Origin of the sequence: Frigoribacterium sp. PhB160, from assembly GCF_003751785.1 — a bacterium.
Lineage (GTDB): Bacteria > Actinomycetota > Actinomycetes > Actinomycetales > Microbacteriaceae > Frigoribacterium.
On record NZ_RKIE01000002.1, the window covers coordinates 356915 to 380893 of the forward strand.

At 73.6% G+C, this 23979-nt stretch carries 23 protein-coding genes and 1 tRNA gene; 14 read left to right on the forward strand and 10 right to left on the reverse strand.

Features of this window, described 5'->3' with window-relative positions; all coding sequences use genetic code 11:
• Positions 1-21: 21 nt before the first annotated feature.
• The 3 genes from EDF38_RS10675 to EDF38_RS10685 form a co-directional block, all read right to left on the reverse strand.
• On the reverse strand, positions 22-1035 hold the full coding sequence (locus tag EDF38_RS10675) for an epimerase (protein WP_123355409.1): 1014 nt from the start codon (positions 1033-1035) through the stop codon (positions 22-24).
• An 11-nt stretch (positions 1036-1046) separates the two neighbouring features.
• The gene (locus EDF38_RS10680) at positions 1047-1253 is read right to left on the reverse strand and encodes a DUF1508 domain-containing protein (RefSeq protein WP_123355942.1); all 207 of its coding nucleotides are present in this window, start codon (positions 1251-1253) and stop codon (positions 1047-1049) included.
• 286 nt (positions 1254-1539) lie between these two features.
• Entirely contained in the window at positions 1540-1938 is a 399-nt protein-coding gene (locus EDF38_RS10685) for a hypothetical protein (protein WP_123355410.1), read from the reverse strand.
• 312 nt (positions 1939-2250) lie between these two features.
• Here EDF38_RS10685 and EDF38_RS10690 point away from each other — a divergent pair, with 312 nt between their 5' ends.
• Both EDF38_RS10690 and EDF38_RS10695 read left to right on the forward strand, forming a co-directional pair.
• A complete protein-coding gene (locus EDF38_RS10690) occupies positions 2251-6018 on the forward strand; it encodes an AAA family ATPase (RefSeq protein ID WP_123355411.1) in 3768 nt (1255 codons plus the stop codon).
• 4 nt (positions 6019-6022) lie between these two features.
• On the forward strand, positions 6023-6268 hold the full coding sequence (locus tag EDF38_RS10695) for a hypothetical protein (protein ID WP_123355412.1): 246 nt from the start codon (positions 6023-6025) through the stop codon (positions 6266-6268).
• A gap of 78 nt (positions 6269-6346) precedes the next feature.
• Here EDF38_RS10695 and mscL read toward each other — a convergent pair whose 3' ends face one another.
• The 3 genes from mscL to EDF38_RS10710 form a co-directional block, all read right to left on the reverse strand.
• On the reverse strand, positions 6347-6850 hold the full coding sequence (gene mscL, locus EDF38_RS10700; protein ID WP_123355413.1) for a large conductance mechanosensitive channel protein MscL: 504 nt from the start codon (positions 6848-6850) through the stop codon (positions 6347-6349).
• Between the two features lie 109 nt (positions 6851-6959).
• Positions 6960-7334: an FmdB family zinc ribbon protein gene (locus EDF38_RS10705; RefSeq protein WP_123355414.1), complete on the reverse strand. Its 375-nt coding sequence runs from the start codon at positions 7332-7334 to the stop codon at positions 6960-6962.
• A gap of 51 nt (positions 7335-7385) precedes the next feature.
• Positions 7386-7964, reverse strand: a complete 579-nt coding sequence (locus EDF38_RS10710) for a 5-formyltetrahydrofolate cyclo-ligase (protein WP_123355944.1) — start codon at positions 7962-7964, stop codon at positions 7386-7388.
• A gap of 67 nt (positions 7965-8031) precedes the next feature.
• Between EDF38_RS10710 and galU the strand changes: the two genes are divergently transcribed.
• The 7 genes from galU (at position 8032) to EDF38_RS16240 (ending at position 14211) form a co-directional block, all read left to right on the forward strand.
• Positions 8032-8925: a UTP--glucose-1-phosphate uridylyltransferase GalU gene (gene galU, locus EDF38_RS10715; RefSeq protein ID WP_123355415.1), complete on the forward strand. Its 894-nt coding sequence runs from the start codon at positions 8032-8034 to the stop codon at positions 8923-8925.
• A 9-nt stretch (positions 8926-8934) separates the two neighbouring features.
• Positions 8935-9582, forward strand: coding sequence for a GNAT family N-acetyltransferase (locus tag EDF38_RS10720; protein ID WP_123355416.1), 648 nt, complete (start codon positions 8935-8937; stop codon positions 9580-9582).
• 118 nt (positions 9583-9700) lie between these two features.
• Entirely contained in the window at positions 9701-10966 is a 1266-nt protein-coding gene (locus tag EDF38_RS10725) for a hypothetical protein (protein ID WP_123355417.1), read from the forward strand.
• 63 nt (positions 10967-11029) lie between these two features.
• Positions 11030-11105, forward strand: a tRNA-Ala gene (locus EDF38_RS10730).
• A 102-nt stretch (positions 11106-11207) separates the two neighbouring features.
• Positions 11208-11414: a hypothetical protein gene (locus EDF38_RS10735; protein WP_123355418.1), complete on the forward strand. Its 207-nt coding sequence runs from the start codon at positions 11208-11210 to the stop codon at positions 11412-11414.
• A gap of 125 nt (positions 11415-11539) precedes the next feature.
• The gene (locus EDF38_RS16235; RefSeq protein ID WP_123355419.1) at positions 11540-12586 is read left to right on the forward strand and encodes a DUF4190 domain-containing protein; all 1047 of its coding nucleotides are present in this window, start codon (positions 11540-11542) and stop codon (positions 12584-12586) included.
• A gap of 59 nt (positions 12587-12645) precedes the next feature.
• On the forward strand, positions 12646-14211 hold the full coding sequence (locus tag EDF38_RS16240) for a methyltransferase (protein WP_123355420.1): 1566 nt from the start codon (positions 12646-12648) through the stop codon (positions 14209-14211).
• 22 nt (positions 14212-14233) lie between these two features.
• Here EDF38_RS16240 and EDF38_RS10750 read toward each other — a convergent pair whose 3' ends face one another.
• Positions 14234-15178, reverse strand: a complete 945-nt coding sequence (locus EDF38_RS10750; protein WP_123355946.1) for an NAD(P)-dependent oxidoreductase — start codon at positions 15176-15178, stop codon at positions 14234-14236.
• 229 nt (positions 15179-15407) lie between these two features.
• Between EDF38_RS10750 and EDF38_RS10755 the strand changes: the two genes are divergently transcribed.
• From EDF38_RS10755 to EDF38_RS10775, 5 genes are all read left to right on the forward strand, one after another.
• Positions 15408-15596 (forward strand): hypothetical protein, encoded by a 189-nt coding sequence (locus EDF38_RS10755; protein ID WP_123355421.1) that lies wholly within the window; start codon positions 15408-15410, stop codon positions 15594-15596.
• Positions 15597-15683: 87 nt separating this feature from the next.
• Positions 15684-16094 (forward strand): PadR family transcriptional regulator, encoded by a 411-nt coding sequence (locus EDF38_RS10760; protein WP_123355422.1) that lies wholly within the window; start codon positions 15684-15686, stop codon positions 16092-16094.
• Entirely contained in the window at positions 16091-17047 is a 957-nt protein-coding gene (locus tag EDF38_RS10765) for a hypothetical protein (protein ID WP_123355423.1), read from the forward strand. The genes EDF38_RS10760 and EDF38_RS10765 overlap by 4 nt, the downstream gene beginning before the upstream one ends.
• A 472-nt stretch (positions 17048-17519) precedes the next feature.
• Positions 17520-20090, forward strand: a complete 2571-nt coding sequence (locus EDF38_RS10770) for an RNA helicase (protein WP_123355424.1) — start codon at positions 17520-17522, stop codon at positions 20088-20090.
• Positions 20091-20185: 95 nt separating this feature from the next.
• On the forward strand, positions 20186-20947 hold the full coding sequence (locus tag EDF38_RS10775; RefSeq protein WP_123355425.1) for an SDR family NAD(P)-dependent oxidoreductase: 762 nt from the start codon (positions 20186-20188) through the stop codon (positions 20945-20947).
• Between the two features lie 39 nt (positions 20948-20986).
• On the opposite strand, the gene EDF38_RS10780 is transcribed toward EDF38_RS10775, so the two are convergent.
• The 3 genes from EDF38_RS10780 to EDF38_RS10790 form a co-directional block, all read right to left on the reverse strand.
• A complete protein-coding gene (locus EDF38_RS10780; protein ID WP_123355948.1) occupies positions 20987-21511 on the reverse strand; it encodes a ribonuclease H in 525 nt (174 codons plus the stop codon).
• A gap of 86 nt (positions 21512-21597) precedes the next feature.
• On the reverse strand, positions 21598-22431 hold the full coding sequence (locus EDF38_RS10785; RefSeq protein ID WP_123355426.1) for an aldo/keto reductase: 834 nt from the start codon (positions 22429-22431) through the stop codon (positions 21598-21600).
• Positions 22432-22505: 74 nt separating this feature from the next.
• Complete coding sequence (locus tag EDF38_RS10790) at positions 22506-23714, reverse strand: MFS transporter (RefSeq protein WP_123355427.1); 1209 nt, start codon at positions 23712-23714, stop codon at positions 22506-22508.
• Positions 23715-23979 lie beyond the last annotated feature (265 nt).

The window sequence follows — 23979 nt, forward strand, 5'->3', positions numbered from 1 at the left end:
GTTCGCTACCGACCTCGGCCGCTACCCCTCGCGCCGTGCGGCGACGACCGACTTGACGGCCTCGTCGAGGTGCGGGTGCCGGAAGGCGTAGCCGCCCTCGGTCAGCCGCTCGGGCAGCACCCATCGGCTCTTCAGCACGAGCTCCGTCTCGGTGCGGAGGGCGAACGTGCCGAGCTCGAGCATCCACCGCGTCGCGGGGAGGCCGACACGGCGACCGACGGCCCGTCGCACGATGCCCATCATCGTGCGGTTGTCGCTGGGGTTCGGCGACGAGAGGTTGACCGCGCCCTCGACCTCGTCGTGCTCGCGCAGCCACTCGATGCTGCCGAGCACGTCGTCGACGTGGATCCAGCTGAACTTCTGCCGACCGCCGTGCGTGCCCTCGCGGTGGTGCGTGCCCGCCGCGAGCCGGGCGCGGGTGGCCGGCCACGGCCCGTCGAGCTGAGGCCCGCCGAGTCCGGCGCGGGCCAGGCCCATCAGCGGCACCAGCGCGCTGCCGTCGCCGAGCACGATCGCCATGCGCAGCGAGACGCGGCGGGTGCCGGGCGTCTGGCCGGAGAAGAACTCGCGCTCCCAGGCGGTCGCGACGTCGACCGAGAAGCCGCTGCCGATCTCGCCCGTCGACTCGGTCATCGGACGGTCCTCCGCGTGGCGGTAGATCGTCGCGGTCGACGAGTTGAGCCAGACCGGGGGAGGCACGGCGCAGGCCTGCACCGCCGCCTTCAGCTCCCGGGTCGTCTCGACCCGGGAGCGCATGACCTCGCGCCGGTTCGCCGCGGTGTAGCGGCAGTCGACGCTCTTGCCGGCGAGGTTGACGAGCGCGTCGGCGCCCTCGAGCAGGGCCGTGATGCCGGCCGTGTCGCCCCAGCGGGCGTCGGGGCCGTCGCGCCCGACCAGGCTGACCCGGGCGCCGCGCGCCCGGTAGGCCTCGGCGAGGTGCTGGCCGATGAAGCCGCTCGCACCGGCGAGCACGACGTGCTCGGTGCGTGCCGGTCCGCCGACGGTGTCGCCGGTCGCGGCGTCGTGGTCGCTCACGCGTGCGCCGCTCAGTCGGTGAGGACGGGGTCCTGCGACGGCGTGCGGTCGTCGAGCACGGCGTCCGCGGCGGTGCTGCGCACGCCGTCGACGGCGTTGAGGGCCGAGCCCTTCGTCGCGTAGCCGATCGACGAGACGATCACGTCGCCGCCGTGGGTGGTCAACGCGAAGCGGTACTCGCCGGAGTCGTCCTGCGTGACGACGAACTTGCCTGCCATGGTCTTCTCCCGGGTCCGAGGTGCGGTCGCCGTCGGTGCGGCGACGCGTGTGCGGGTCAGCATGTCACGCCGCCCGTCGCCGCGCCTGCGCCCGCGTCGTCGACCACGGACGAGCCCTGATTGACATGCCATATTTCAGGTGCCACAATGGACGAGTCGCTGCGGCCCCGGTGGTCCTTCCCCCTCAGGACCCGGTGCGGAGCCGCGACACCGGAGCGCCCGGCCCCTGATGGCAGTCGCGGGGTCGGGCGCTCCTCCCTCGTCCGAGGCGAGCCGGGCGGCGGCGCTACTCGGAGACGAGCACCGCGATGGCGCGCTTCAGCGCCTCGCGGTCACGGCGCAGCTGGGCGACCTCGGCCTCGAGCTCGGAGACGCGCTCGGAGGTCGCCGCGCTGCCGCTGCCCGGGGGGCGACCGCGACGAGGCGCCGGGGAGGCACTCGCCGCCTCCGCCAGGCTCTCGTCCTCCTCCGCGGCGTCGGCCGCGATCTCGGGCTCGACCGGTGCCGGGGCGATCGACTTCTCGTGGGCGCGGATCCAGCCGCGGAGAGACTGCTCGCCGACCTCGAACTCCTCCGCGGTCTCGCGGATGATGGAGCGGTTGCCCGGCTCGGCCTCGCGGCGCTCGAGGACGCGGGCGAGGGACTTCTCGCGGGTCTCGTCGGTGTACTTCTGCTCGAAGGGCATGGGGGCTCCTGGATGTCGTGTCGACGGGGGCGTCGAGATGATGAACTTCTGTCACCGAGGGCCGGGTGTGGTGATGACTCGACGGTAGTGCATCATCGACGTTCCGTAGCGTCCGATCGACATGATGAGACGTCACATAGAAAGCCGTGCTGCGCGACGATGTGTCGACATTCCCTCATGGTGCGACGCCTGTCGTCGTGTGCCACACGTGTCTCACGCGCCGGGCCGGGCCGGGGCGGATCGCCGACATTCCTCGTGGCCGTCAGCCCGTCGTCACGGGCACGGCCAGCCGGACGGCTTAAGGTAGGCCGTGTGTGGCGCCCCGACAGACAGCATGACAACGACGACGACGGAACCGACTCCGTCGCCGGCCCGACGGGCGCGCCCGGGTCGGCGACGTCGCCCGGCGCGCTGAGCCTCGGCTCGCCCGGCCTCGCCGTCGGCAACGTCGCCGAGCCGATCCGCGCCTCCTGGCGCGAGACGCTCTCCGGCGTCGGCGGCACGTCGACCCTCCTGCACTTCGGCGACGAGCAGCGCGCCCGCATCGAGCTCAGCACGACGCACCCCGGCGGCCTCGCCCAGTTCATCACCGGCAAGACGACGCTGCTGTCGAGCCTCATCCGCGACGACCTGGCTCTCCGCACAGCCCGCGTCGCGGCCGGCGAGATCGCCGCGAAGGGCCTCGAGCTCGCGACCGTGCGCGGCATCGACGCCGTCCACCTCGCGATCGGCATGGCCGCCTGGTCGTTCGCCGGCGACGACCACCGCGCGCCCGTGCTGCTGCGCCCGCTCGCCATCCGCCGCCACGGCAGCGACTTCGAGGTCAAGCTGCTCGGCGAGCCCTACCTCAACCCGGCGCTCGCCGACGCGCTGCACGACCAGTTCGACATCTCGCTCGACGCCGACGCGTTCGTCGCGCTGGCGAGCCGCGAGGGCTCGTTCACCCCGAACCCGGTCATCGACCGGCTGCGCGGCCTGACGGCGCACCTCGAGTGGTTCACGGTGCAGCCGCGGCTCGTCGTGTCGACCTTCGCCGACGTGGCGACCGAGATGGCGCTCGACGCCCGCGAGCTCGGGCACCCCGTGCTCGACGCCCTGGGCGGCAACGCCATGGCGATCCGCCAGGTCGCGGAGGCGCACCGTCCCGCCACGGCGACGCCGCAGGACGAGCGCAGCCCCGAGACCGACACCCTGCTGCTCGACGCCGACCCCGAGCAGGAGGCCGTCGTCGCCGAGATCGCGGCCGGCAACTCGGTCGTCGTCAAGACGCTGCCCGGCACCGGCGGCACCCAGACCATCGTCAACGCCGTCGGCCGCCTGGTCTCGCAGAACAAGCGCGTGCTCGTCGTCAGCGCCCGTCGGGCGTCGCTGCGCGGCATCACCGCACGCCTGGCCGACATCGGCCTGCCCGGCGTCGCGGTGTCGCCGACGACGCTCCGTCGCGACGTCGTCCGCTCGATCGCCCGGGCGGAGAAGGCCACGCACCCGCAGATGGGCGAGGTCGACGACGCGCTCGTGCGCCTCCGCAAGGTGCTCGTCGACTACCGCGGCGCGCTCAGCCGCCGCGACCCCGAGCTCCGCGTGTCGGTGCTCGACTGCCTCACCGAGCTCTCGCGCCTGGCCCTGCTGCCCGCCGCCCCCGCGACGACCGCGCGCCTCAGCCGCCGCAGCGTCGAGGCCATGGTCGAGGGCCGCGGACGCGTCGCCGAGACGATGGTCAACGCCGCGAACCTCGGCGAGTTCCGCTACGGCCCCGGCGACTCGCCCTGGTACGGCGCCCGCTTCACCGACGCGTTCGGCGCCGGCGACGCCCACCAGCTGGCGAAGAACCTCCACCACCGCGACCTGCCGCGCCTGCTCGAGCGGGCGAACGAGGTCATCGGCGGGACGCGGATGCGCCCCTTCGAGTCGGTGGCGGAGCTGGGCACGTACCTGCGCCTCCTCATCGAGATCCGCGACACCCTCGACCGCTTCCTGCCGGTGGTCTTCGACCGCTCGGTGGCGGAGCTCGTCGCGGCGACCGCGCCGAAGCGCGACGCCCCCGACATGTCGAGCGCGAACCGTCGACGCCTCAAGAAGCTCGCGAAAGAGTACGTGCGGCCGGGGGTGCACGTCGCCGACCTGCACGGCGCGCTGCAGCGCATCCAGCAGCAGCGCATCCTCTGGCAGCGCTACGTCTCGGCGGGCACCCCGCCCGAGGTGCCGACCGGCATCGCCGACGCGCACGTGCTGCACCAGCAGGTGTCGCACGACCTCGAGCGCCTCGACGGGCCGCTCGGCCTGCACGACGCCGACGGCCTCACCGAGATCGGCGTCGTCGAGCTGCAGCAGCGCCTCGCCGCCCTCGCCGCCGAGAGCGACGTCCTGCAGAACCTGCAAGAGCGCACCGAGCTCATGACGACGCTGCGCGACCTCGAGCTGACGCCGCTCATCACCGACCTCGCGAACCGCCACGTGCCCGAGCAGCAGGTCGCCGCCGAGCTCGAGCTGGCCTGGTGGCGCTCGGCCCTCGAGTCGCTGCTCGAGGCCGACCGCGCCCTGCTCGGCGCGAACACGGCCATGCTCGACCGCCTCGAGGCCGACTTCCGCCTCGTCGACGAGGCCCACGCCGCGGGCAGCGCGCAGCTGCTCGGGTGGCAGCTCGCCGAGAACTGGAAGATCGGGCTCGTCGACTGGCCGGAGGAGGCGTCGGCGCTGAAGATGCTGCTGCGCCAGGGCCACGTCACCGCGCGCCTCCTGCACGACGCCGCACCGCACCTCTCGCGCACCGTCGCGCCGGTCTGGCTGGCCTCGCCCTACGAGGTGCACACGATCGCCGACACCGTGCCCTTCGACACCGTCGTGCTCGTCGACGCCGGCGCCACGACGATCGCCGAGAACGTCGGGGCGATCCGTCGCGGCAAGCAGACCGTCGCGTTCGGCGACCCGGTGACGCAGACCCCGTCCGAGTTCGACGTCGCGGTCACGCCCGGCAAGCAGCCGCCCCGCCACGACGACGCCGAGCTCGACGCCCTGCACGCCGACAGCGCCCTCGCGCGCCTGTCGACGCTGCTGCCGACCCTCTCGCTGACCCGCAGCTACCGCGCCGGCGGCGAAGACCTGGCCGAGCTCGTCAACCGCCGGTTCTACGGCGGCCGCATCGAGTCGATCCCGTGGGCGGGCAGCTTCCTCGGGCACGGCAGCATCGCGCTCGACTACGTCTCGGGCGGCACAGCCGTCCCCGACCCCGAGTCGGGCGCCGTCGAGAGCGTCGACGCCGAGGTCGACCGCGTCGTCTCGCTCGTCGTCGAGCACGCCCGCACCCGCACGAGCGAGTCGCTCATGGTCATCACGGCCAGTGCCAAGCACGCCGTCCGGGTACAGCAGGCCGTGCTCCGCGCGGTCTCGGGCCACAAGGACCTGACCGAGTTCGTCGTCGGCGACCGCAGCGAGCCGTTCATGGTCGCCACGCTCGAGCAGAGCGTCGCGCAGAGCCGCGACCACGTCATCTTCTCGATCGGCTACGGCCGGACGCCGCACGGCCGCGTGCTGAGCGACTTCGGCCCGCTCGGCCAGCCCGGGGGAGAGCGCCTGCTCGCCGTCGCGATGACCCGCGCCCGTCGCTCGATGGTGATCGTCACGTGCTTCCAGCCGGCCGACATCGACGGCTCGCGCATGGGCCACGGCACCGTCGCGCTCTCCGAGATCCTCACCGAGGTGCAGGCGCGCACGACGGCCGAGCACGTGCCCGACGACTCCGAGCCGATGCTCGTCGACCTCGCGCGCCGGCTCGAGGCGCGCGGCATCCCCGTCGCCCTCGGGCACCGCGGCAAGCTCGGCCTCGTCGCGGCGCACGACGGCGTCTGCGTCACCATCGAGACCGACACGACGCTGTCGCGCACGAGCCTCCGCGAGTCGCTGCGCGCCCGGCCCGAGACCCTCCGGCGGCTCGGCTGGCACTACGTGCGCGTGCACGCGTTCCAGCTCTTCACCGACCCCGACTCGGTCGCCGACCGCGTCGCGGCCGTGCTCGGCCTCGACGGCGCCCGCACCCGCGAGGTGCCGAGCGTGCCGGCCGACCACCACGTCAACCGCGGCTGACGTCGTGCCCGAGACGCTGCCCCAGCCCTCCGAGGCACGGTCCGGAGGCGCGGTGCCGCACCCGGCGCCCGCCCCGGTCGTCGAGACGGCCGGGTCGCCCCGCCTCGTGGTGCGGCGACCGGGCGGGCGGCGGGTGGTGACCGACCCGGTGCCGGGCAGCGATCCGGCTCCCGCCCCCGAGCCACCCCGGCACTCCTCGGGCGAGAACGACCGCCAGCTGCGCGAGGACGTCCCGCCGCACTGGGGCTGAGGCCCGCCGCACGCACGAGACCCGCCGCCCCCGAGGGGGCGGCGGGTCTCGTGCGTGCGGCGGGCGCCGGGCCTCGGCCTAGCGGCTGCCGAGCGGGCCGTTGCCCTCGCCGACGACGGGCGTCGAGCCGGTCGGCGCCGCGTGGCTGCCGTGCGAGCCCTCGGTCGTGGGCGTCACGGTCTGGCGCAGCAGGTCGCGGATCTCGCTGAGCAGCTCGACGTCGGTCGGCGGCACGTCGACGGGTGCCTCGGCCGGGTCGGACTGCTTCGCGAACGTGCGCTTCAGCAGGTTGTTCACCGGCAGCACGAGCACGAAGTACACGACGGCGGCGATCACGAGGAAGTTGATGAGGGCACCGATCACGGCCCCGAACCTCAGCTCGGCCTCGCCGCCCGAGACGGTGGGGATGGTGACGATCAGCGCCTCGTCGAGCATGGACGCGTTGAACGCCGCGCCGATCAGCGGGTTGAAGACGTTCGTCACGAGGCTCGTGACGATGGCGGTGAACGCTGCTCCGATGACGACGGCGACGGCGAGGTCGATCACGTTGCCGCGGAGGATGAACTCCTTGAAACCCTTCACGGGTGCTCCTTCGGGTCGAGGGGGACGAGACGGACTCTCGGCGACCACCCAACCACGCGACGGGCGTCGTCCGCGACGCCGGGCGTCGCGGGCGCCGTCGCGAGGGCCGTCAGGAGGCGCTGCCCGAGCCCCCGGAGGAGCTCCCCGACCCGCTCGAGGACGTCCCCGACGAGCCCGACGACGACGCGCCTCCGGTGCTGGTGCTGGTGCTCGGCGCAGGGCTCGAGGACTTCTCCGACGAGCCGGAGCTGCCGGAGGACTTCTCGGACGAGCTCGACGAGCTCGAGCCCGACTTCTTGTCGGCGGAGCTGCGCGAGTCGGTGCGGTAGAAGCCCGACCCGTTGAACGTCACGCCGACCGGGCTGAAGACCTTGCGCAGCACGCCGGAGCAGACCGGGCACTCGGTCAGGCTGTCGTCGGTGAACGACTGGACGATGTCGAACGCGTTGCCGCACTCGGTGCAGCGGTAGGAGTAGGTGGGCACGGCGGTCCTAGCGAGGGAGGGGGCACACGGGCGGGTCGGCCTCGGGCGAGGTCAGAACTCGTGGATGCCGGAGGGGGTGACGACCCCGTCGACGGGCATGTCGTGACGCTCGCGCGGCACCGACTCGACGTACTCGGAATCGAACACCACAGCATAGACCGGGGGGCGCTTCTCCATCGATCCGAGCGTCTTGTCGAAGTAGCCGCGGCCCCAGCCCATGCGCATGCCGCCGTGGTCGATGCACGCGGCCGGCACGATGATGAGGTCGACGTCGTTGATCGCCATCGGGCTGAGCAGCTCGCCCACCGGCTCGGGCAGGCCGAAGAGGCCGCGCGTCTCGCTCTCGCCGTCGCCGACGCTCCAGTCGAGGAGCCCGTCGGGGCGCGACACGGGGAAGAGCACCCGGACGTCGTGCGCGAACGCCCAGTTGAGGAAGGGGCGCGTGTTCGGCTCGGTCTCGGCCGACAGGTACGCCGACACCGACCGGGCCGCCGTGCGGGTGGCCAGGTCGACGAGGTGCGCCGTCAGCGCGGTCGTCGCCTGCTCCCTCTCGGTGCTCGTCTGGTTGCGGCGCCGCTGTCGCAGCTCTGCTCGAAGGGCCCTCTTGGCGTCGCCCACCTCGTCGGTCATGCCCCCGATCGTACGGTGCACGAACGGGGGTCCCCGCGAGGCCCGCCAGGTCGATACGCTGACCCGCATGGGCTTCACGATCTCGAAAGCAGTCATTCCCGCCGCGGGCCTGGGGACTCGGTTCCTTCCCGCCACCAAAGCAATGCCGAAGGAGATGCTCCCCGTCGTCGACAAGCCGGCGATCCAGTACGTCGTCGAGGAGGCCGTCTCGGCCGGGCTGACCGACGTGCTGATGATCACGGGCCGCAACAAGAACGCGCTCGAGAACCACTTCGACCACGTCAGCGAGCTGGAAGAGACGCTCCGCAAGAAGGGCGACCACGACAAGCTCGCCAAGGTCAACCAGTCGACCGACCTCGCCGACATGCACTACGTGCGCCAGGGCGACCCGCTGGGCCTCGGCCACGCGGTGCTCCGCGCCAAGATGCACGTGGGCCGCGAGCCCTTCGCCGTGCTGCTCGGCGACGACATCATCGACGCCCGCGACCCGCTGCTCACCCGCATGATCGAGGTGCAGGGCGAGAAGAACGCGACGATCGTCGCGCTGCTCGAGGTCGACCCCTCGCAGACCCACCTCTACGGCATCGCCACCGTCGAGGAGACGACCGAGGACGACGTCGTCAAGATCACCGGCCTCGTCGAGAAGCCCGCGCAGGGCGAGGCGCCGAGCAACCTGGCCATCATCGGCCGCTACGTCATCCGTCCCGAGGTCTTCGACGTCCTCGAGAAGCAGGAGCCCGGCAAGGGCGGCGAGATCCAGCTCACCGACGCGCTCATGAAGATGGCCAGCGCCGAGGAGTGGACGGGCGGCGTCTACGGCGTCGTCTTCCGCGGACGCCGCTACGACACCGGCGACAAGCTCGACTACATCAAGGCGATCGTGCAGCTCGCCTCCGACCGTGACGACATCGGCTCCGAGCTCCGCCCGTGGCTGAAGGAGTTCACGGCCGGCCTGGAGTAGGCGACGCGCGTGACGACCATCCCCACGCTGGCGGAGGGGCGGATCTCGATCCGGCCCCTCCGCCTCCGTGACACCCGCGACCTCGACGCGGCGCTGACGCTCAACCGCTCGTGGCTGCGGCAGTGGGAGGCCACGAACCCGAACGGCTTCACGAGCCACGACGTCCGCGGCAGCATCCGCTCGCTGCAGATGAACGCGCGCGCCGGCCTCGGCCTGCCGTTCGCGATCGAGCTCGACGGCCGCTTCGTCGGCCAGCTCAACGTCAGCGGCATCACCTACGGCTCGCTCGGCTCGGCCACCATCGGCTACTGGGTCACGGAGGACGCCGCCGGCCACGACGCGACCCCGACGGCCGTCGCCCTCGCGACCGACCACTGCTTCTCGGTGCTCGGGCTGCACCGCATGGAGATCTGCATCCGCCCCGAGAACGGCCCGAGCCTCCGCGTCGTCGAGAAGCTCGGCTTCCGCTACGAGGGGCTGCGTCGCCGCTACATCCACATCAACGGGCTCTGGCGCGACCACTTCTGCTTCGCCCTCGTCGCCGACGAGGTGCCCGGCGGCGTCCTCCGCCGGTGGGCCTCCGGCCACGTGCCGGCCGGGCTGGGCAGCGTGCCGCCCGAGGCGCTGGCCGAGGCCGAGCGGCCCTTCCCGGTCTGAGCCCGGCGCGCGGCACCGCGGCGATCCGTCCCCCGCGGCCTGTGGATGCGCGACATCCGCGCAGACACACCTGTGCAGTGCGCCGGATGCGCGGGTCGGCTCTCCTACTGTCGTCACCATGGACATCGGGTCGTGGGGCGGTGGCGCCGTGCTGGCGCTCGTCGCCGTGCTCTGGCTCGTCTACCTCGTGCCGACCTGGCACAAGCGCCAGGAGTACCTCGCGACGGAGCGCAACGCCGTGCGGCTGCAGCAGACGCTCCGCGTCCTCGCGCAGACCGCCGAGCTGCCCGAGGAGGTCCGCGTCGAGGCGAACGCCCGGTCGGTCGCCGACGCCCAGCGCATCCTCCGCGACGAGGAGGGCAAGCGCGAGGCCCTGCGCCGCGCCCACGAGGCCGCCCGCCAGCGTGCCCTGACCCGCGAGCTGGCCGCCGCGGCGCCCGTGCTCCGGGCCGCCGACCACGACCCGGCCCTCGCGGCCCGGCGCCTCCGCCGGTCACGTCTCGTCGCCACGCTCGTGCTCGCCCTGAGCGCCGTCGCCCTCGTCGCCGGCCTCGCGTCGTTCGCCGCCCTCTGGCTGCTCGCCGTCGCCGGCCTCGTCTTCGGCGCCGGCTCGGTGGTGCTGCTCACGCAGCTCGCCGCCGTCTCCCGTGCCCGGGCCCGCCGTCGGCTGCAGCAGGCCGCCGCGGCGCCGGGCGAGGCCCAGCCGCTCCGTGACTTCTCCGACGGGTTCGACGACGCGGCCGCCCAGGCCCAGCCCGCGACGTCGCGCGAGTGGACGCCGGTGCCGGTGCCCCGCCCGCTCTACCTGCGTCGTGGCCGCCAGCGGCTCGCGGCGGTGCCGCCCGTCGGTGCGCAGGCCCGGCTCGACGCCGCTGCCGCTGCTGCTGCTGCTCCTCCTCCCGCCGCGGGTGCCGTCGCGGCCGGTGCCGGTGCCGGGTCGACCGTCACCGCGTCCCGGGCCGACGCGCCCGTGACGGGCCTCGCGGCGGCTCGTCGCCGCTCGGCCGCGGCTGCGGCTGCTTCGTCCGCGGCTGCCTCGTCCGCGGCGACCACGCCCGCGGCCGTGCTGCGGGCGGAGTCGGAGCGCTCGGTGCAGGCGCTCCGCGAGTCGCAGCGCGCCCAGCACGACGCCCTCCGCGAGGCGGCCCGGGCCGAGGCGGCGCTCTCCGCGAGCCGGGCGCCGCGCCCGGCCGCACGGGTCACGGCCGAGGCCCCGCGCGGCGAGGCGACCGCCTCGGGTGCGGAGGCGCGACAGGCGACGCGCACGGCGCCTCCGGCGCCTGCCGCCCCGCCGAGCCGGTTCGCGCGCATGGGCATCATCGACGACCTGGGCGAGTCGTCGTTCCGGCTCGACGAGGCGCTCGAGCGGCGTCGCGCGGTCTGACCCTCGCCAGCCGGTCGATTCGGAGCGAGCACCGGCGAGGTGCTAGTGTGGCGGAGCAGTTCTGGGGCTATGGCGCAGTTGGTAGCGCGTCTCGTTCGCAATGAGAAGGTCAGGGGTTCGAATCCCCTTAGCTCCACCAGAAGAAGGCCCTCCCGACCGGGAGGGCCTTCTCTCGTCCCGGCTCCTGATGAGTCTGCTGTGGACGGGGTCGGCGGCGGTGCAGGGGTCCTAGCATCCGGTCATGTCACTCGAAGTCGAGATCATGCAGCACACGAACTCCGGCGTCCCCGTCTGGTACCTCCACTGGTCGTACCCCGCGCACCTGCCCGGAGAGCCGGCCCGCGGACCGTACCCCTCGCAGGCCGCGGCGCAGGAGGCGCTCGCTCGTCTCAAGGAGTGCGCCCAGTCGTACGGCGAGTACGAGTTCAGCTCGGTCCACCGGGCCTGACCCTCGGCCGGGACCGGCGCGCCGCTCGTCCGAGTGATCCCTCCCCAGGAGGCGTCGCCGAGCGACCGACGTCATGCGCGTGCATCGACTCCTGCACGGAGTGCACGTCATGCCATGCTCGGGGGATGAGCGATCCGCAGCAGCCGTCCGGTCCGACCGACCCCGACGTGCCCCGGCCCCCGTCCGCCCCGCAGCCGCCCGCCCCGGCGCCGTACCCGGGCGCGACGTCCGGCCAGACGCCGCCGCCCGGCGCGCCGGCGTACGGCCAGACGCCGGGTGCGTCCGGCTACGGGGCCCCGGGCGCGCCGCCGTACGGGCAGTCGTCCGGCACGGCGGGCCACGGGCAGCCCTCCGGCGCGCCGGGTGCCCCAGGCTACGGCCAGCCGACGTACGGGCAGGCCCCGGGGGCGCCGTACGCGCCCTACGGCGGGGCCGGCCAGGCCCCGCGACCGTCCTCGGGCAACGGCCTCGCCATCGCCTCCCTCGCGGTCGGCGGCGCGGGCCTGCTCCTGTCGTGGATCGCCGTCGGCGGCGTCATCGGGCTCGTGGGCCTGGTGCTCGGCATCATCGCGCTCGCGAAGAAGACCGGTGGTCGCGTGCTCGCGATCGTCGGCGTGATCGTGTCGGCCCTGGCGATCGTGGTCGCGATCGGCGTCGTCGTCTTCGCGATCGTCGTCAGCCAGTCCGTGCAGGACGACTTCCAGCGCGGCCTCGGCGAGGGTCTCGAAGGCTCGTCGGGCTCCTCGAGCAGCGACGCACCGAGCGACGCGGCCGCGCCGACCGAGGACGCGGCCGAGAACGCCGCCTTCGGCGAGGTCTTCACCTACGACGACGGCATCTCGGTCAGCGTCGCGGCGCCCGAGCCCTTCACTCCCGGCGAGTACGCCAGCGGCGCCGACCAGGCGGCCACGGTCGTCTTCGCCGTCACGGTGCAGAACGACTCGACCGCGAACTTCGACCCCGCGCTCGTCTTCACCTCGGTGTCGTCGGGCGGCACCGAGGCCGACGCGGTCTACGACTTCGAGCAGGGCGTCCAGGGCTCGCCGTCGACCACCGTGCCGGCGGGCCAGTCGGTCACCTGGCAGGAGGCGTTCTCGGTCGCGGACCCCGCGCAGGTCGTCTTCGAGATCGCGCCGGGCTTCGACTACGACGACGCGGTCTTCACGAGCTGAGCGGACCCGGCGACCCCCGCCGCGCCTCCTGGCGTCCCGGGATCGGGAATGATGGTCGGGTGCCTGCGCTCTCGACCGACCCCGACCTGCTCGCCCGACTCCGTTCCGACCTGACGACCTCGGCCTTCACGGTCGACCGGCTCGGCAGCGCCGACGCCTGGGGGGCGAGCGCCGGCGCGGCGCTCTTCCGCGGCGAGCGGGTGGCGGCGCGGCGCGCGCTGCGGCGGAGCGTCGAGCGCGACCCCGCCGTCGGCCCGTCGGCGACGCTCGCCCTGCTGTTCATCCTCGGCTACGCGCAGGGCCGGGCCGAGGTCGAGGCAGCGCTGCCGACCCTCGGCGTCGACGGCGCCGTGCGCCTCGGCCTCGTCGAGGCCCAGGGCGACGAGGTGCGCGCGACCGTCGACCTGCGGCCGTACGCCTTCGTCGACGCCGCGGGCGAGGCCAGCTGGTGGATCGCCTCCGACCTCGGCGAGCTCGCGCTCGGCGGGGCGCTCCGCGAGGACCACGTGCTCGGCGTCGGCGGTGCGTCCGCGACGCTCGCGGGGCTGCTGCTGCCCCGCACCGTCGACAGCGCGCTCGACCTCGGCACCGGCTGCGGCATCCAGGCGATGCACGTCGCCCGGCACGCCCGTCGGGTCGTCGCGACCGACATCTCGCCGCGGGCCCTCGACTTCGCCGGCTTCAACGCCGCGCTCAACCTCGTCGACGGCATCGAGCTGCGGCTCGGCAGCCTCTTCGAGCCGGTGGCCGGCGAGACCTTCGACCACGTCGTGTCGAACCCGCCGTTCGTCATCACCCCCCGGGTGCCCGGCGTGCCCGAGTACGAGTACCGCGACGGCGGCATGGTGGGCGACGACCTCGTCGCCTCCGTCGTCGCGCAGGTCGGCGCGCACCTGACGCCGGGCGGGGTCGCGCAGCTGCTCGGCAACTGGGAGACCGGGGGCGCGGGCACGGTCGGCAAGCGGGGAGCCGCGTCGGTCGCCGACTGGGCCGCGCGAGGCGGCGTGCCGCTCGACGTCTGGGTCGTCGAGCGCGAGCTGCAGGACCCCGCCGCCTACGCCGAGACGTGGATCCGCGACGGCGGCACCCGGCCCGGGACGGACGACTTCGAGCGCCTCTACGAGGCCTGGCTCGGCGACTTCGAGGCGAGGCACGTCGTCGAGGTCGGCTTCGGCTACGTGACGCTGAGGCGACCCGTCGACGGGGGCGACCTCCCCGTGGTGCGCACGGAGCGCCTCCTCGGGGGGCTCGGCACCGACGACGTGGGGCTCGGCACGCACCTGCTGCAGACCCTCGACGCCGTGCAGGCGCTGCGGTCGACCGACGACGCCGACCTGCTGGCGTCGCGCCTCACCGTCGCGGGCGACGTGACCGAGGAGCGCCACTACTGGCCCGGCAACGACGACCCCACGGTCATCACGCTGCGGCAGGGCGGCGGCTTCGCCCGCACGGTCGAGTCGGGCACGGCGCTGTCCGCCCTCGTCGGGGCCTGCGACGGCGAGCTCAGCGTCGGGGCGATCGTCGGTGCCCTCGGACAGCTGCTCGGCGCCGACGACGAGGCGCTGGCCGCCGAGCTGCTGCCGCGCGTGCGCGAGCTCGTGACGACGGGGATGCTCCGGGCCTGACCCGCGGGCGGTGTCGGCGCGCCTAGCGGGCGTCGACGGCGTCGTCCTGGTCGTCGGCCGGCGCCTCCTGCTTGCCGACCCGGTCGCCCCAGGTGCGCCAGCTGTACTCGGGCACGAAGCCGAGCAGGTCGCGGGCCTTGTCGCTGCTGAGCAGCGAGTCGGTGCCCTCGACCGCGGCCCGGCGCTCGACCGTCGGGTAGAACTGCTCGGCCAGCACCGCGGTCGGCGTGGCCATGACGGTGTCGGTCGCGGCGATGATGAACGTCTCGTACCCGACGAGGTCGCTCTCGAGCGCCCGGCGGACGGCCTGCGCCCCGTCGCGGGCGTCGATGTACGAGAAGAGGTTGAAGGTCTTCTTCTCGGGGGTGTCGTCCCAGGGGAACTCGGAGTAGTCGCCGTCGTCCATGACGTTCGAGAAGCGCAGGCCGATCATCTTGAGCTGGCGGTCCCACCGGGTGAAGTGGCGTGCCATCTCCTCGTCGACGGCCTTGCCGAGCGAGTACGACGACTCGGGCCGGACGGCGTACTCCTCGTCGACGGGCAGGTACGGCGGGTCGAGGTCGAAGGGGATGCCGAGCAGGGTCTCGCTGGAGGCCCACACGACGTTGCGGATGTGCGCGGCGCGCGCCGCGGCGAAGACGTTGTAGCTCGCGGTGACGTTGTTGGTGAAGAGCGTCGCGTTCGGCACGAGGCCGGGGGCCGGGATCGCCCCGAGGTGCACGACGGCGTCGATCGAGTCGTAGCGGTCGTCGACGTGGGTCAGCGCCTGCAGCACCTGGCCGTAGTCGGCGAGGTCGACCTGCACGTAGGTGACGCCGTCGACCGGGTCGGGGCTCGGCACGCGGTCGAGCAGCACGACCTCCCAGCCGGACTCGGCGAGGTGGCGGACGACGGCGCGGCCGAGCTTGCCGCTGCCGCCGGTGACGGCGACGCGCTGCGGTGCGGGGGAGGGGGTGGGTGACGACATCGTCTGCACTTCCTGGGGGTGGGGTCGGGCGGCGACGCGGGGCGCGCCTCCGTGCGTCCCTCCGTTCTACTGCCTGGGCGGGTGCGCCGTGCGCCCGGATGCGCGTGCCGGACGAGCCGGGCGGCCGCGTCGCCGCGTCGCGCCGTCCGTCCGACGGCCCCCGAGGAGGCACGCGTACGGTGTCGAGGACGGGCACCGACCTGCCCGCCCCCGACCGAGAGGACCCGCCATGAGCTCCACGCCTGACACCGACCCCGCCGACCGCGAGCTGGACGAGCGTGCCGACAGCGCCGCCGTGCACGGCGACGACCCGGCCCCCGTCGAGCCGCACGGCCGGTCCGAGGCCGACGACGCCGCGGTCGAGGGAGCGGTCGAGCAGGTCGACGACCTCCTCGGCGGCAACGGCCCGCTGCGCTGACCTCGTCGTCCTGGCGGACGACGTCGCGACGAGCATCTCCACCCCTCGACGGATGGGATGCATCGATGATCTGACTATCGTCGGAGCATGGCAGACAACGAGATGCGCGAGCCGACCTTCCTGGTGCTCGCCGCCCTGGCCGACGGGCCCAAGCACGGCTACGCCCTGATCGGCGAGGCCGAGACGCTCTCCGGGGGCCGCGTGCGGCTCGCGGTCGGCACCCTGTACGCGGCACTGCAACGGCTCGCCGAGCAGGGGCTCGTCCGCGAGCACGGCACCGAGGTCGTCGACGGCCGGCACCGCCGGTACCACGAGCTCACCGACGCCGGGGCCCAGGCCCTCGAGGCCGAGGCGGCCCGGCTCGAGCAGAACGCGCGGGAGGCACGGGTCCGGCTCGGCCGCCGGTCGCGGCCCGCGTCGGCCCTCCGGGCCGACCAGGGCGGGCTGGGCAGCGGGGCGTCCCGGCTGCGGGTCCGCACCGCCGGAGCGGCGTCGTGAGCGGCGTGCTGGAGCAGCGCTACCGCCGCCTGCTCGGCTGGTACCCGCGGTCGTGGCGTGAGCGCCACGGCGACGCCATGGTCGGCACCCTGCTCGACGTCGCCGACGCCCAGGGCCGGCACGAGCCCACCTGGTCGGAGTCCGTCGACCTCGCGAGGGGCGGGCTCGCCGCGCGCCTCGGCGTGGTCGTGCCGGAGGCGGTGCGCGACGGGGCCGCGGCCGTGGCCCTCGCGACCGGCACCGCCTTCTCGCTCGTCTACGTGCTCTTCGTGTCGTGGGCGCCCCTCGTCCCCGACGGGGAGGCGTGGCCGACGACGTCCGTGTTCGGCCCGTTCACCGACCCCGGGGTCGTGCTGGGCCTGCTCTGGGCGACGGCGGCAGCCCTGTGGCTCGTCGACGACGACCGCGTCGCCCGGGGAGCGCTCGTGGTGCTGCTCGTCGTGCTCGTCGGCCTCCCGCTCACCGGGGCGGACGGCCTCGCCCTCGGCTGGGACGGGCCGACGTCGACGAACCTCGGCTTCCAGGCCCTGCTCGCCGTGCTGGCACTCGTCGGCACGCCGCGACGTCGGGCCCGGCTGGCCCTGGCCACGCTGGTCTGGGCGGTCGCCTTCTCGGCCGTGTACCTGGGCAACGGCATGCTGGGCACGTCGGGGGCCTGGTTCTGGGCGAGCCCCGCGCAGTTCGGCAACCTCGCCCTGGGCGGGCTGCTCGCGGTCGTGGCCGCGTTCGTCCTCGCCGCCGCGGGGCGGGCCACCGCGGCGCTCGTCACGCTGGCGTCGCTCGCGCCCTGGGCCGGGGTCGCCGCCGTGCAGCTCGTGGTCGTCGGGCGGCCGGACGCGTTCTCGCTCGCGGTCGCCGCCGTCGCCGTCGCCCTGGCCGTCGCCACGGTCGGGCTCGCTCGTCGTCGGTCGCGGCGCGAGCGGGCGGCCGCCGGGCGGCCCCTCGCGACGTGAGATCCACTCTTCTGCATGGATCACCCGGACATCACCCGACACGGGAGAGCCGGTTGCCGCTAGCGTGGGGTCCGCTCCCGGCTGGTTACCGGGGCGATCGTGCCTGCCACGGTGGCGGGCGACGCGTGGTCTCCTGATCCGATCTCGCGCAGCCCCTCCCCAGGGCACGACTGCACGCCCCCGTCCGAGCTCGCTCGTCGACGGGGGCGTGTCTCGTCCCCCCCCCAGTGGCCTCCCAGCCTGCTCACGGTTGTCCCGACAGGCTCGCCGTGGCAATATCGACACAATCTCATCTCGGGGTTGGTTCAGGGCCCGAGAGGGGATCCCCGTGGGGGCGGGTGTCGCCTCGCCCCCGCGGCGGGGTCCTCGAGGGGCCGGGACGCGCCTCCTGCCGTCCCCCGGGCCTGCTCGCGTCCACGAGGGCCGTGCGCCGGAGGCGCGGCGCGGCCCGATGGGGCAGGATCGAGTCATCATGCCCCCTGCTCCCACCGCCCCGCTCGCCGCCCTGCTGCCCGAGAGCCCGAGCCGGGCGTCGTACGACGCGGACGCCGCGTACACGGCCTTCGCCGACTGGGCCGAGGGCCGGGGGCTGCCCCTCTACCCCGCCCAGGACGAGGCGATGATGGAGCTGGTCTCGGGCGCCTCCGTGATCCTCAGCACGCCGACCGGCACGGGCAAGTCGCTCGTCGCCGCGGGCGCCCACTTCGTCGCCCTCAGCCAGGGGCTGCGCAGCTGGTACACGGCCCCGATCAAGGCCCTCGTCAGCGAGAAGTTCTTCCAGCTCGTGGAGCTGTTCGGCCCCGAGAACGTCGGCATGGTCACGGGCGACTCGTCGGTCAACGCCGACGCCCCGATCATCTGCTGCACCGCGGAGATCCTCGCGAACCTGGCCCTCCGCGAGGGCGAGGACGCCGAGGTCGAGCAGGTCGTCATGGACGAGTTCCACTTCTACGGCGACCAGTCGCGCGGCTGGGCCTGGCAGGTGCCGCTGCTGCTGCTGCCGCGCGTGCAGTTCCTCCTCATGTCGGCGACGCTCGGCGACGTCACGCGCATCACCGACGACCTCTCCCGGCGCACGGGGCGACCCGTCGCTCGGGTCACGGGCGTCGAGCGCCCGGTGCCCCTGCACTACTCGTACGCGCAGACGCCCGTGCAGGAGACGGTCGAGGAGCTCCTCTCCACCGGCGAGGCGCCGGTCTACGTCGTGCACTTCTCGCAGGCCGCGGCGCTCGAGCGGGCCCAGGCGCTCTCGAGCATCAAGGTGGCGACCCGCGAGCAGCGCGACGAGATCGCCGAGCTCATCGGCGGGTTCCGGTTCAGCACCGGGTTCGGCAAGACTCTCGGGCGGCTCGTCCGCTCGGGCATCGGCGTGCACCACGCCGGCATGCTGCCCAAGTACCGGCGGCTGGTCGAGCAGCTCGCCCAGCGGGGCCTGCTGCGGGTCATCTGCGGCACCGACACGCTCGGAGTCGGCATCAACGTGCCGATCCGCACCGTGCTGCTCACCGCGCTGACGAAGTTCGACGGCACGCGCATGCGCCAGCTCAGCGCCCGGGAGTTCCACCAGGTCGCCGGTCGCGCCGGCCGGGCCGGCTACGACACGAGCGGCACCGTCGTGCTGCAGGCGCCCGAGCACGAGATCGACAACCTCAAGGCGATCGAGAAGGCCGGCGACGACCCGAAGAAGAAGCGCAAGATCGTCCGCAAGAAGGCGCCCGAGGGCTTCGTCTCGTGGGGCGAGCCGAGCTTCCACAAGCTCATCGCGGCCGAGCCCGAGCCCCTGGTCTCGCACATGCAGATCACCCACGCGATGCTGCTCAACGTCATCGGGCGGGGCGGCGACGTCTTCGAGAACGTGCGGTCGCTGGTCTTCGACAACCACGAGCCCCTCGCCAAGCAGTACGCGATGGCTCGCCAGGCGATCTCCATCTACCGCACCCTGCGCACGGCCGAGGTCGTCGTGCAGGAGCCCGGCGTCGACGGCGGCCGCCCGACCATCCGCCTCACCGTCGACCTGCAGGCCAACTTCGCGCTGAACCAGCCGCTGTCGCCGTTCGCGCTGGCCACCTTCGACGTGCTCGACGTCGAGTCGCCGACCTACGCCCTCGACGTCGTCTCCGTCGTCGAGGCGACCCTCGACGACCCGCGCCCGATCCTCTCCCAGCAGCAGTTCAAGGCCCGCGGCGAGGCCGTGGCGGCCATGAAGCAGGAGGGCATCGAGTACGACCAGCGCATGGAGCTGCTCGAGCAGGTCACGCACCCGAAGCCGCTCGACGAGCTGCTGACGGCCCTGTTCGAGACCTACGCGGCGTCGCAGCCCTGGATCGGCGACTTCGCCCTCAGCCCGAAGTCGGTCGTGCGCGACCTCTACGAGCGCGCCATGACCTTCGTCGACTACGTCGGCTTCTACGGGCTCGCCCGGTCGGAGGGCCTCGTGCTCCGGTACCTCTCCGACGCCTTCCGCGCGCTCCGCCAGACGGTGCCCGACGAGGCGAAGACCGACGAGCTGGCCGACCTGGTCGAGTGGCTCGGCGAGCTCGTGCGACAGGTCGACTCGAGCCTGCTCGACGAGTGGGAGGAGATGCTCAACCCCCGCGAGGCCGAGGCCCACGACGAGATCGTGCCCCCGGTGCTGCGGCGCTTCACGGCGAACGACCGGGCCTTCCGCATCGCGGTGCGCAACGAGATGTTCCGCCGCGTGCAGCTGATGGCCCGTGACGACGCCGAGGCGCTCGGCCAGCTCGACGCCTCGTCGGGCTGGGACGTCGACCGCTGGGGCGAGGTGCTCGACCGCTACTTCGACGAGTACGAGTCGATCGGCACCGACACCGACGCGCGCGGGCCGCACATGCTGCAGATCGAGCAGCTGCCCACGGTCTGGCGGGTGCGCCAGGTGCTCGCCGACCCCGAGGGCGACCACGACTGGGGCGTCTCGGCCGTCGTCGACCTGGCCTCGAGCGACGAGCGGGGGGAGGCGGTGGTCACCGTCACCGCCGTCGGCCCCGCCTCCGAGCGGGTCGGCTCGGCACCCGTCGGGGAGTAACGTTGTCGTCGGCCAGCCCCACCCGGGCGGTCGACCTGGAGCGTCCTCGACGCGCCGTCCGCAGCACCACCGTGCTCCGTCCCCGAGGAGGATCCATGTCTCGCCTGACCGGGAAGGTGGCGATCGTCACCGGTGCGGCCTCCGGCATCGGCGAGGCCATCGTGCGTCGCTTCGCGGAGGAGGGCGCGAGCGTCGTCGCCACCGACATCCTCGACGGCTCGGCCGTCGCGGCCGACTCCGGGGCGGACTTCCTCCAGCACGACGTCGCCAACGGCGGCGACTGGAAGCGGGTCATGGACCGCGTCGCCGAGCAGCACGGCCGTCTCGACGTGCTCGTCAACAACGCCGGCATCGTCTCGGGCCAGTCGATCGACGTCACGCAGCTCGAGAGCTGGAACCGGGTCTTCGCCGTCAACGTGACGGGCGTCATGCTGGGCACGCGCTTCGCCATCGAGCAGATGCGCGCGAACCCCGGCGGCGTCGGCGGCTCCATCATCAACCTCGCGCCGGCCACGTCGTTCCTCGGCTTCGGCGACGACGCGGCGTACACCGCGAGCAAGCACGCCCTCGTCGGCCTCACCCGGTCGAGCGCGGCGCACGCCGCGCAGGAGGGCTGGGGCATCCGCATCAACTCGCTCCACCCCGGCCCGACCGACACGGCGCTGTTCCGCCGGCAGGTCGAGGCGCAGCCGGCGCTGCTCGACGCCTTCCGCAGCATGAGCCCGCGGGGCCGGCTCGCCCGGCCGGAGGAGGTGGCGGGGCTCGCCCTGCACCTCGCCTCGGACGACTCCGCGTTCTCGACCGGCGCCCAGTTCGTCGTCGACGGCGGCCTGTCGAGCACCCACCCCTCGATGTAGCTCGGCGGCGGCGCGCCGTCGCGGGCCCGGCGGAGGGGCCTAGAAGAGCGTGGCCGGCGGCTCGGGCGGGGCCGCGACCGGCGACGTCGTCGCGACCGGGGCGCCCGGCCAGCCGGGCCCGGCCGGCACCTCGCCGCGGTTCTGGAAGGCCGTCGCCGCGCCGCGGGCGCGCACGTCGGCCGCCTCGTTCATCTCGTGGCCGACGTGGCCGCGCACCCACTCGAAGGTGACCTTCCGCCCCGCGAGGGCGGAGTCGAGCTCCTTGAGGATCTCGACGTTGAGCACGGGCTTGCCGTCGGCCTTCCGCCAGCCCTTGCGCTTCCAGCCCGGCATCCACTCGGTGCAGGCCTTGATCGTGTACTGGCTGTCGCAGAGGACGTGCACGGGCTCGTCGGTGCCGGCGGTGGCCCGCAGCAGCTCGAGCACGGCGGTCAGCTCGCCCTGGTTGTTCGTGGCCCGCGGCCAGCCGCCGGCGGCCCAGCGGTCGTCGTCGACGTACCAGGCCCAGCCGGCGGGGCCGGGGTTGCCGAGGGCGGATCCGTCTGCGGCGGCGACGATCGTCATGGGGGTCTCCTTGCTCGTGAGGTGCCTGACCACGGTACGCGAGCGGACGGGTGCCGCCGCACCGCGCCTCCTGCCGTCGGTCGGCGTCAGCCGTTGTGGTCGGGGTGGGAGCCGGTGCGCTCGCCGATGTCGAGCGCCGCGATCGCGGCCAGGTCGGAGGCGTCGAGCTCGAAGCCGAGCACGTCGAGGTTCGCGCGGATGCGGTCGGGCGTCACCGACTTCGGGATGACGACGAGCCCCTGCTGCAGGTGCCAGCGGATGATCACCTGCGCCGTCGAGACGCCGTGCGCCGCCGCGACTCGCGCGAGCGTCGGGTCGTCGAGGATGCGTCCGCGGGCGAGCGGCGACCACGCCTCGGTGACGATGCCGTGCCGGTCGTCGAAGGCGCGCACCTCGTGCTGCTGCAGCCAGGGGTGCACCTCGACCTGGTTGATCGCGGGCACGACGCCGGTCTCGGCGAGGAGGCGCTCGAGGTGGTGCACCTGGAAGTTGCTGACGCCGATCGAGCGGGCCCGCCCCTCGGCGGCGATGCGCTCGAGGGCGCGGTACGTCTCGACCCAGCGGTCCTGCCGGGGCGCGGGCCAGTGGATGAGGTAGAGGTCGACGTGGTCGGTGCCGAGCGCCTCGAGGCTCGCGTCGAAGGCGCGGAGGGTCTCGTCGTGGCCGTGGTCGGTGTTCCAGACCTTCGTCGTCAGGAAGACGTCGTCGCGCGGCAGGCCGGAGGCGCGGAGAGCGCGGCCGACGCCCGCCTCGTTCGCGTAGAACGAGGCCGTGTCGAGGTGCCGGTAGCCGGCCTCGAGCGCGGTGGCGACCACCGCCTCCGCCTCGTCGTCGGGCACCTTGTAGACGCCGAGGCCGAGCTGGGGGATCGCGTTGCCGTCGTTGAGCGGGACGAGGGGGATCGTGTCGAGGTCGGGCATGCCCCCATCGTGGCACCGCCCGGCGACGCCGCGGCGGACGCGGGGCGACGTGCCGTGCCGCCGGGAGGCGCGGGTCAGCTGGGCTGGACCGCCACCGGTTCGGTGTCGGGCAGCGGGCTCGCGTCGCGACCGCGCAGGTCGGGGAGCGCGCGGTGGAACACGACCCCGACGACCATGCCGACGAAGGCGAAGGCCGCGGCGACGACGAGACCACCCTGGCCGCCGATGCGGTCGATCCAGAATCCGGCGATCGCCGAGCCGAGGGCCGAGCCGATCAGCTGGCCGGTGCCGGCCCAGCCGTAGGCCTCGGCCGTGTCGCTGAACTTCACGCTCGACGAGACCACGGCGAACATGACGGCGAGGGCCGGCGCGATGCCGATGCCCGCGACGAGCAGCGCGGCGCTGAGCGGCAGCAGGCCCGAGACGAAGATCGCCAGCACCATGCCGACGAAGACGATGGTGAGGCGACGGGCCAGCGCCCACGGCCCGACCGGCACGTGGCCGAGCGCGAGGCCGCCGACGAGCGAGCCGAGGGCGAAGACGGCCAGGGCGATGCCCGAGTCGGCGCTGCCCTCGCCGAAGAGCGCCACGACGCCCGCCTCGACCGCGGCGCAGGCGCCGATGAGGAGGAAGCCCGCGACCGTGGCGAGCAGCACGGTCGGCCGGGCGAGCACCTTGCCGAAGGCGCGCTTGCTGCGGGGGATGCGGACGCGGCCGACCTCGGGGGAGGCGATGAACCACACGCCGCCGCCGACGAGGAAGACGGCCGCGAGCCAGATGGCCTCCTGCGTGCCGACCTGCGTGCCCACGAAGGTCGTGATGACCGGGCCGAGGACCCAGATGATCTCCTGCGCGGACGCGTCGAGGGAGAAGAGGGGCGTGAGCTGCGACGAGTTGACCATCTTCGGGTAGATGGTGCGCACGGCGGGCTGGATCGGCGGCACGCTCAGCCCGGTGACGAAGCCGAGCGCCATGAAGACGGGGACGGAGAAGTCGTACAGGGTGAAGGTGATCATCGAGGCGAGGCAGACCACGAGGGTCAGGACGAGCACGGGGCGCATGGCCCAGCGGCCCATCCACCGGCTGGTGAGCGGGCCCGAGATGGCCTGGCCGAGGCTGGTGGCCGCGAGCACCAGGCCGGCCGCCGTGTAGTTGTGGTGCACGTGCTCGACGTGCAGGAGGAAGGCCAGCGAGAGCATGCCGAACGGGAACCGGGCGGTCAGCTGCGCGGCGATGACGCGCGCGACCCCGGGGGTCTTGAGGAGGGCGGTGTAGGTGCTCACGAGAGGTCGAGTCTACGGACCGGTCCGCGACACGCCGACGCCTCGAACTGGGGTCAGGAGGCGCGGATGTCGGTGGTGGGGAGAAACATGTGCAGAACCCCCGGCAGACCGGGGGATAACCGGCCCAGAACTGTTCACAACCTGGGGAGGAGCGTGTGGATAACTACAGCCGTGTAACACCGCATCTAGTTGTGGGCGCGAGTGTCGGCCACTAGATGTAGTATCGAGGAGTCGCCGCGGGCACCACGCCCGCTGCCCCAGACCC

Coding starts and splice junctions, on each gene's coding strand:
- EDF38_RS10680 (WP_123355942.1), bottom strand. CDS start 1,253: ATGGCAGGCAAGTTCGTCGTCACGCAGGACGACTCCGGCGAGTACCGC.
- EDF38_RS10785 (WP_123355426.1), bottom strand. CDS start 22,431: ATGCCCGACCTCGACACGATCCCCCTCGTCCCGCTCAACGACGGCAAC.
- EDF38_RS10780 (WP_123355948.1), bottom strand. CDS start 21,511: ATGACGATCGTCGCCGCCGCAGACGGATCCGCCCTCGGCAACCCCGGC.
- EDF38_RS16235 (WP_123355419.1), top strand. CDS start 11,540: ATGAGCGATCCGCAGCAGCCGTCCGGTCCGACCGACCCCGACGTGCCC.
- EDF38_RS10710 (WP_123355944.1), bottom strand. CDS start 7,964: ATGACCGACGAGGTGGGCGACGCCAAGAGGGCCCTTCGAGCAGAGCTG.
- galU (WP_123355415.1), top strand. CDS start 8,032: ATGGGCTTCACGATCTCGAAAGCAGTCATTCCCGCCGCGGGCCTGGGG.
- EDF38_RS10685 (WP_123355410.1), bottom strand. CDS start 1,938: ATGCCCTTCGAGCAGAAGTACACCGACGAGACCCGCGAGAAGTCCCTC.
- EDF38_RS10735 (WP_123355418.1), top strand. CDS start 11,208: ATGTCACTCGAAGTCGAGATCATGCAGCACACGAACTCCGGCGTCCCC.
- EDF38_RS10725 (WP_123355417.1), top strand. CDS start 9,701: ATGGACATCGGGTCGTGGGGCGGTGGCGCCGTGCTGGCGCTCGTCGCC.
- EDF38_RS10770 (WP_123355424.1), top strand. CDS start 17,520: ATGCCCCCTGCTCCCACCGCCCCGCTCGCCGCCCTGCTGCCCGAGAGC.
- EDF38_RS10750 (WP_123355946.1), bottom strand. CDS start 15,178: ATGTCGTCACCCACCCCCTCCCCCGCACCGCAGCGCGTCGCCGTCACC.
- EDF38_RS10755 (WP_123355421.1), top strand. CDS start 15,408: ATGAGCTCCACGCCTGACACCGACCCCGCCGACCGCGAGCTGGACGAG.
- EDF38_RS10760 (WP_123355422.1), top strand. CDS start 15,684: ATGGCAGACAACGAGATGCGCGAGCCGACCTTCCTGGTGCTCGCCGCC.
- EDF38_RS10775 (WP_123355425.1), top strand. CDS start 20,186: ATGTCTCGCCTGACCGGGAAGGTGGCGATCGTCACCGGTGCGGCCTCC.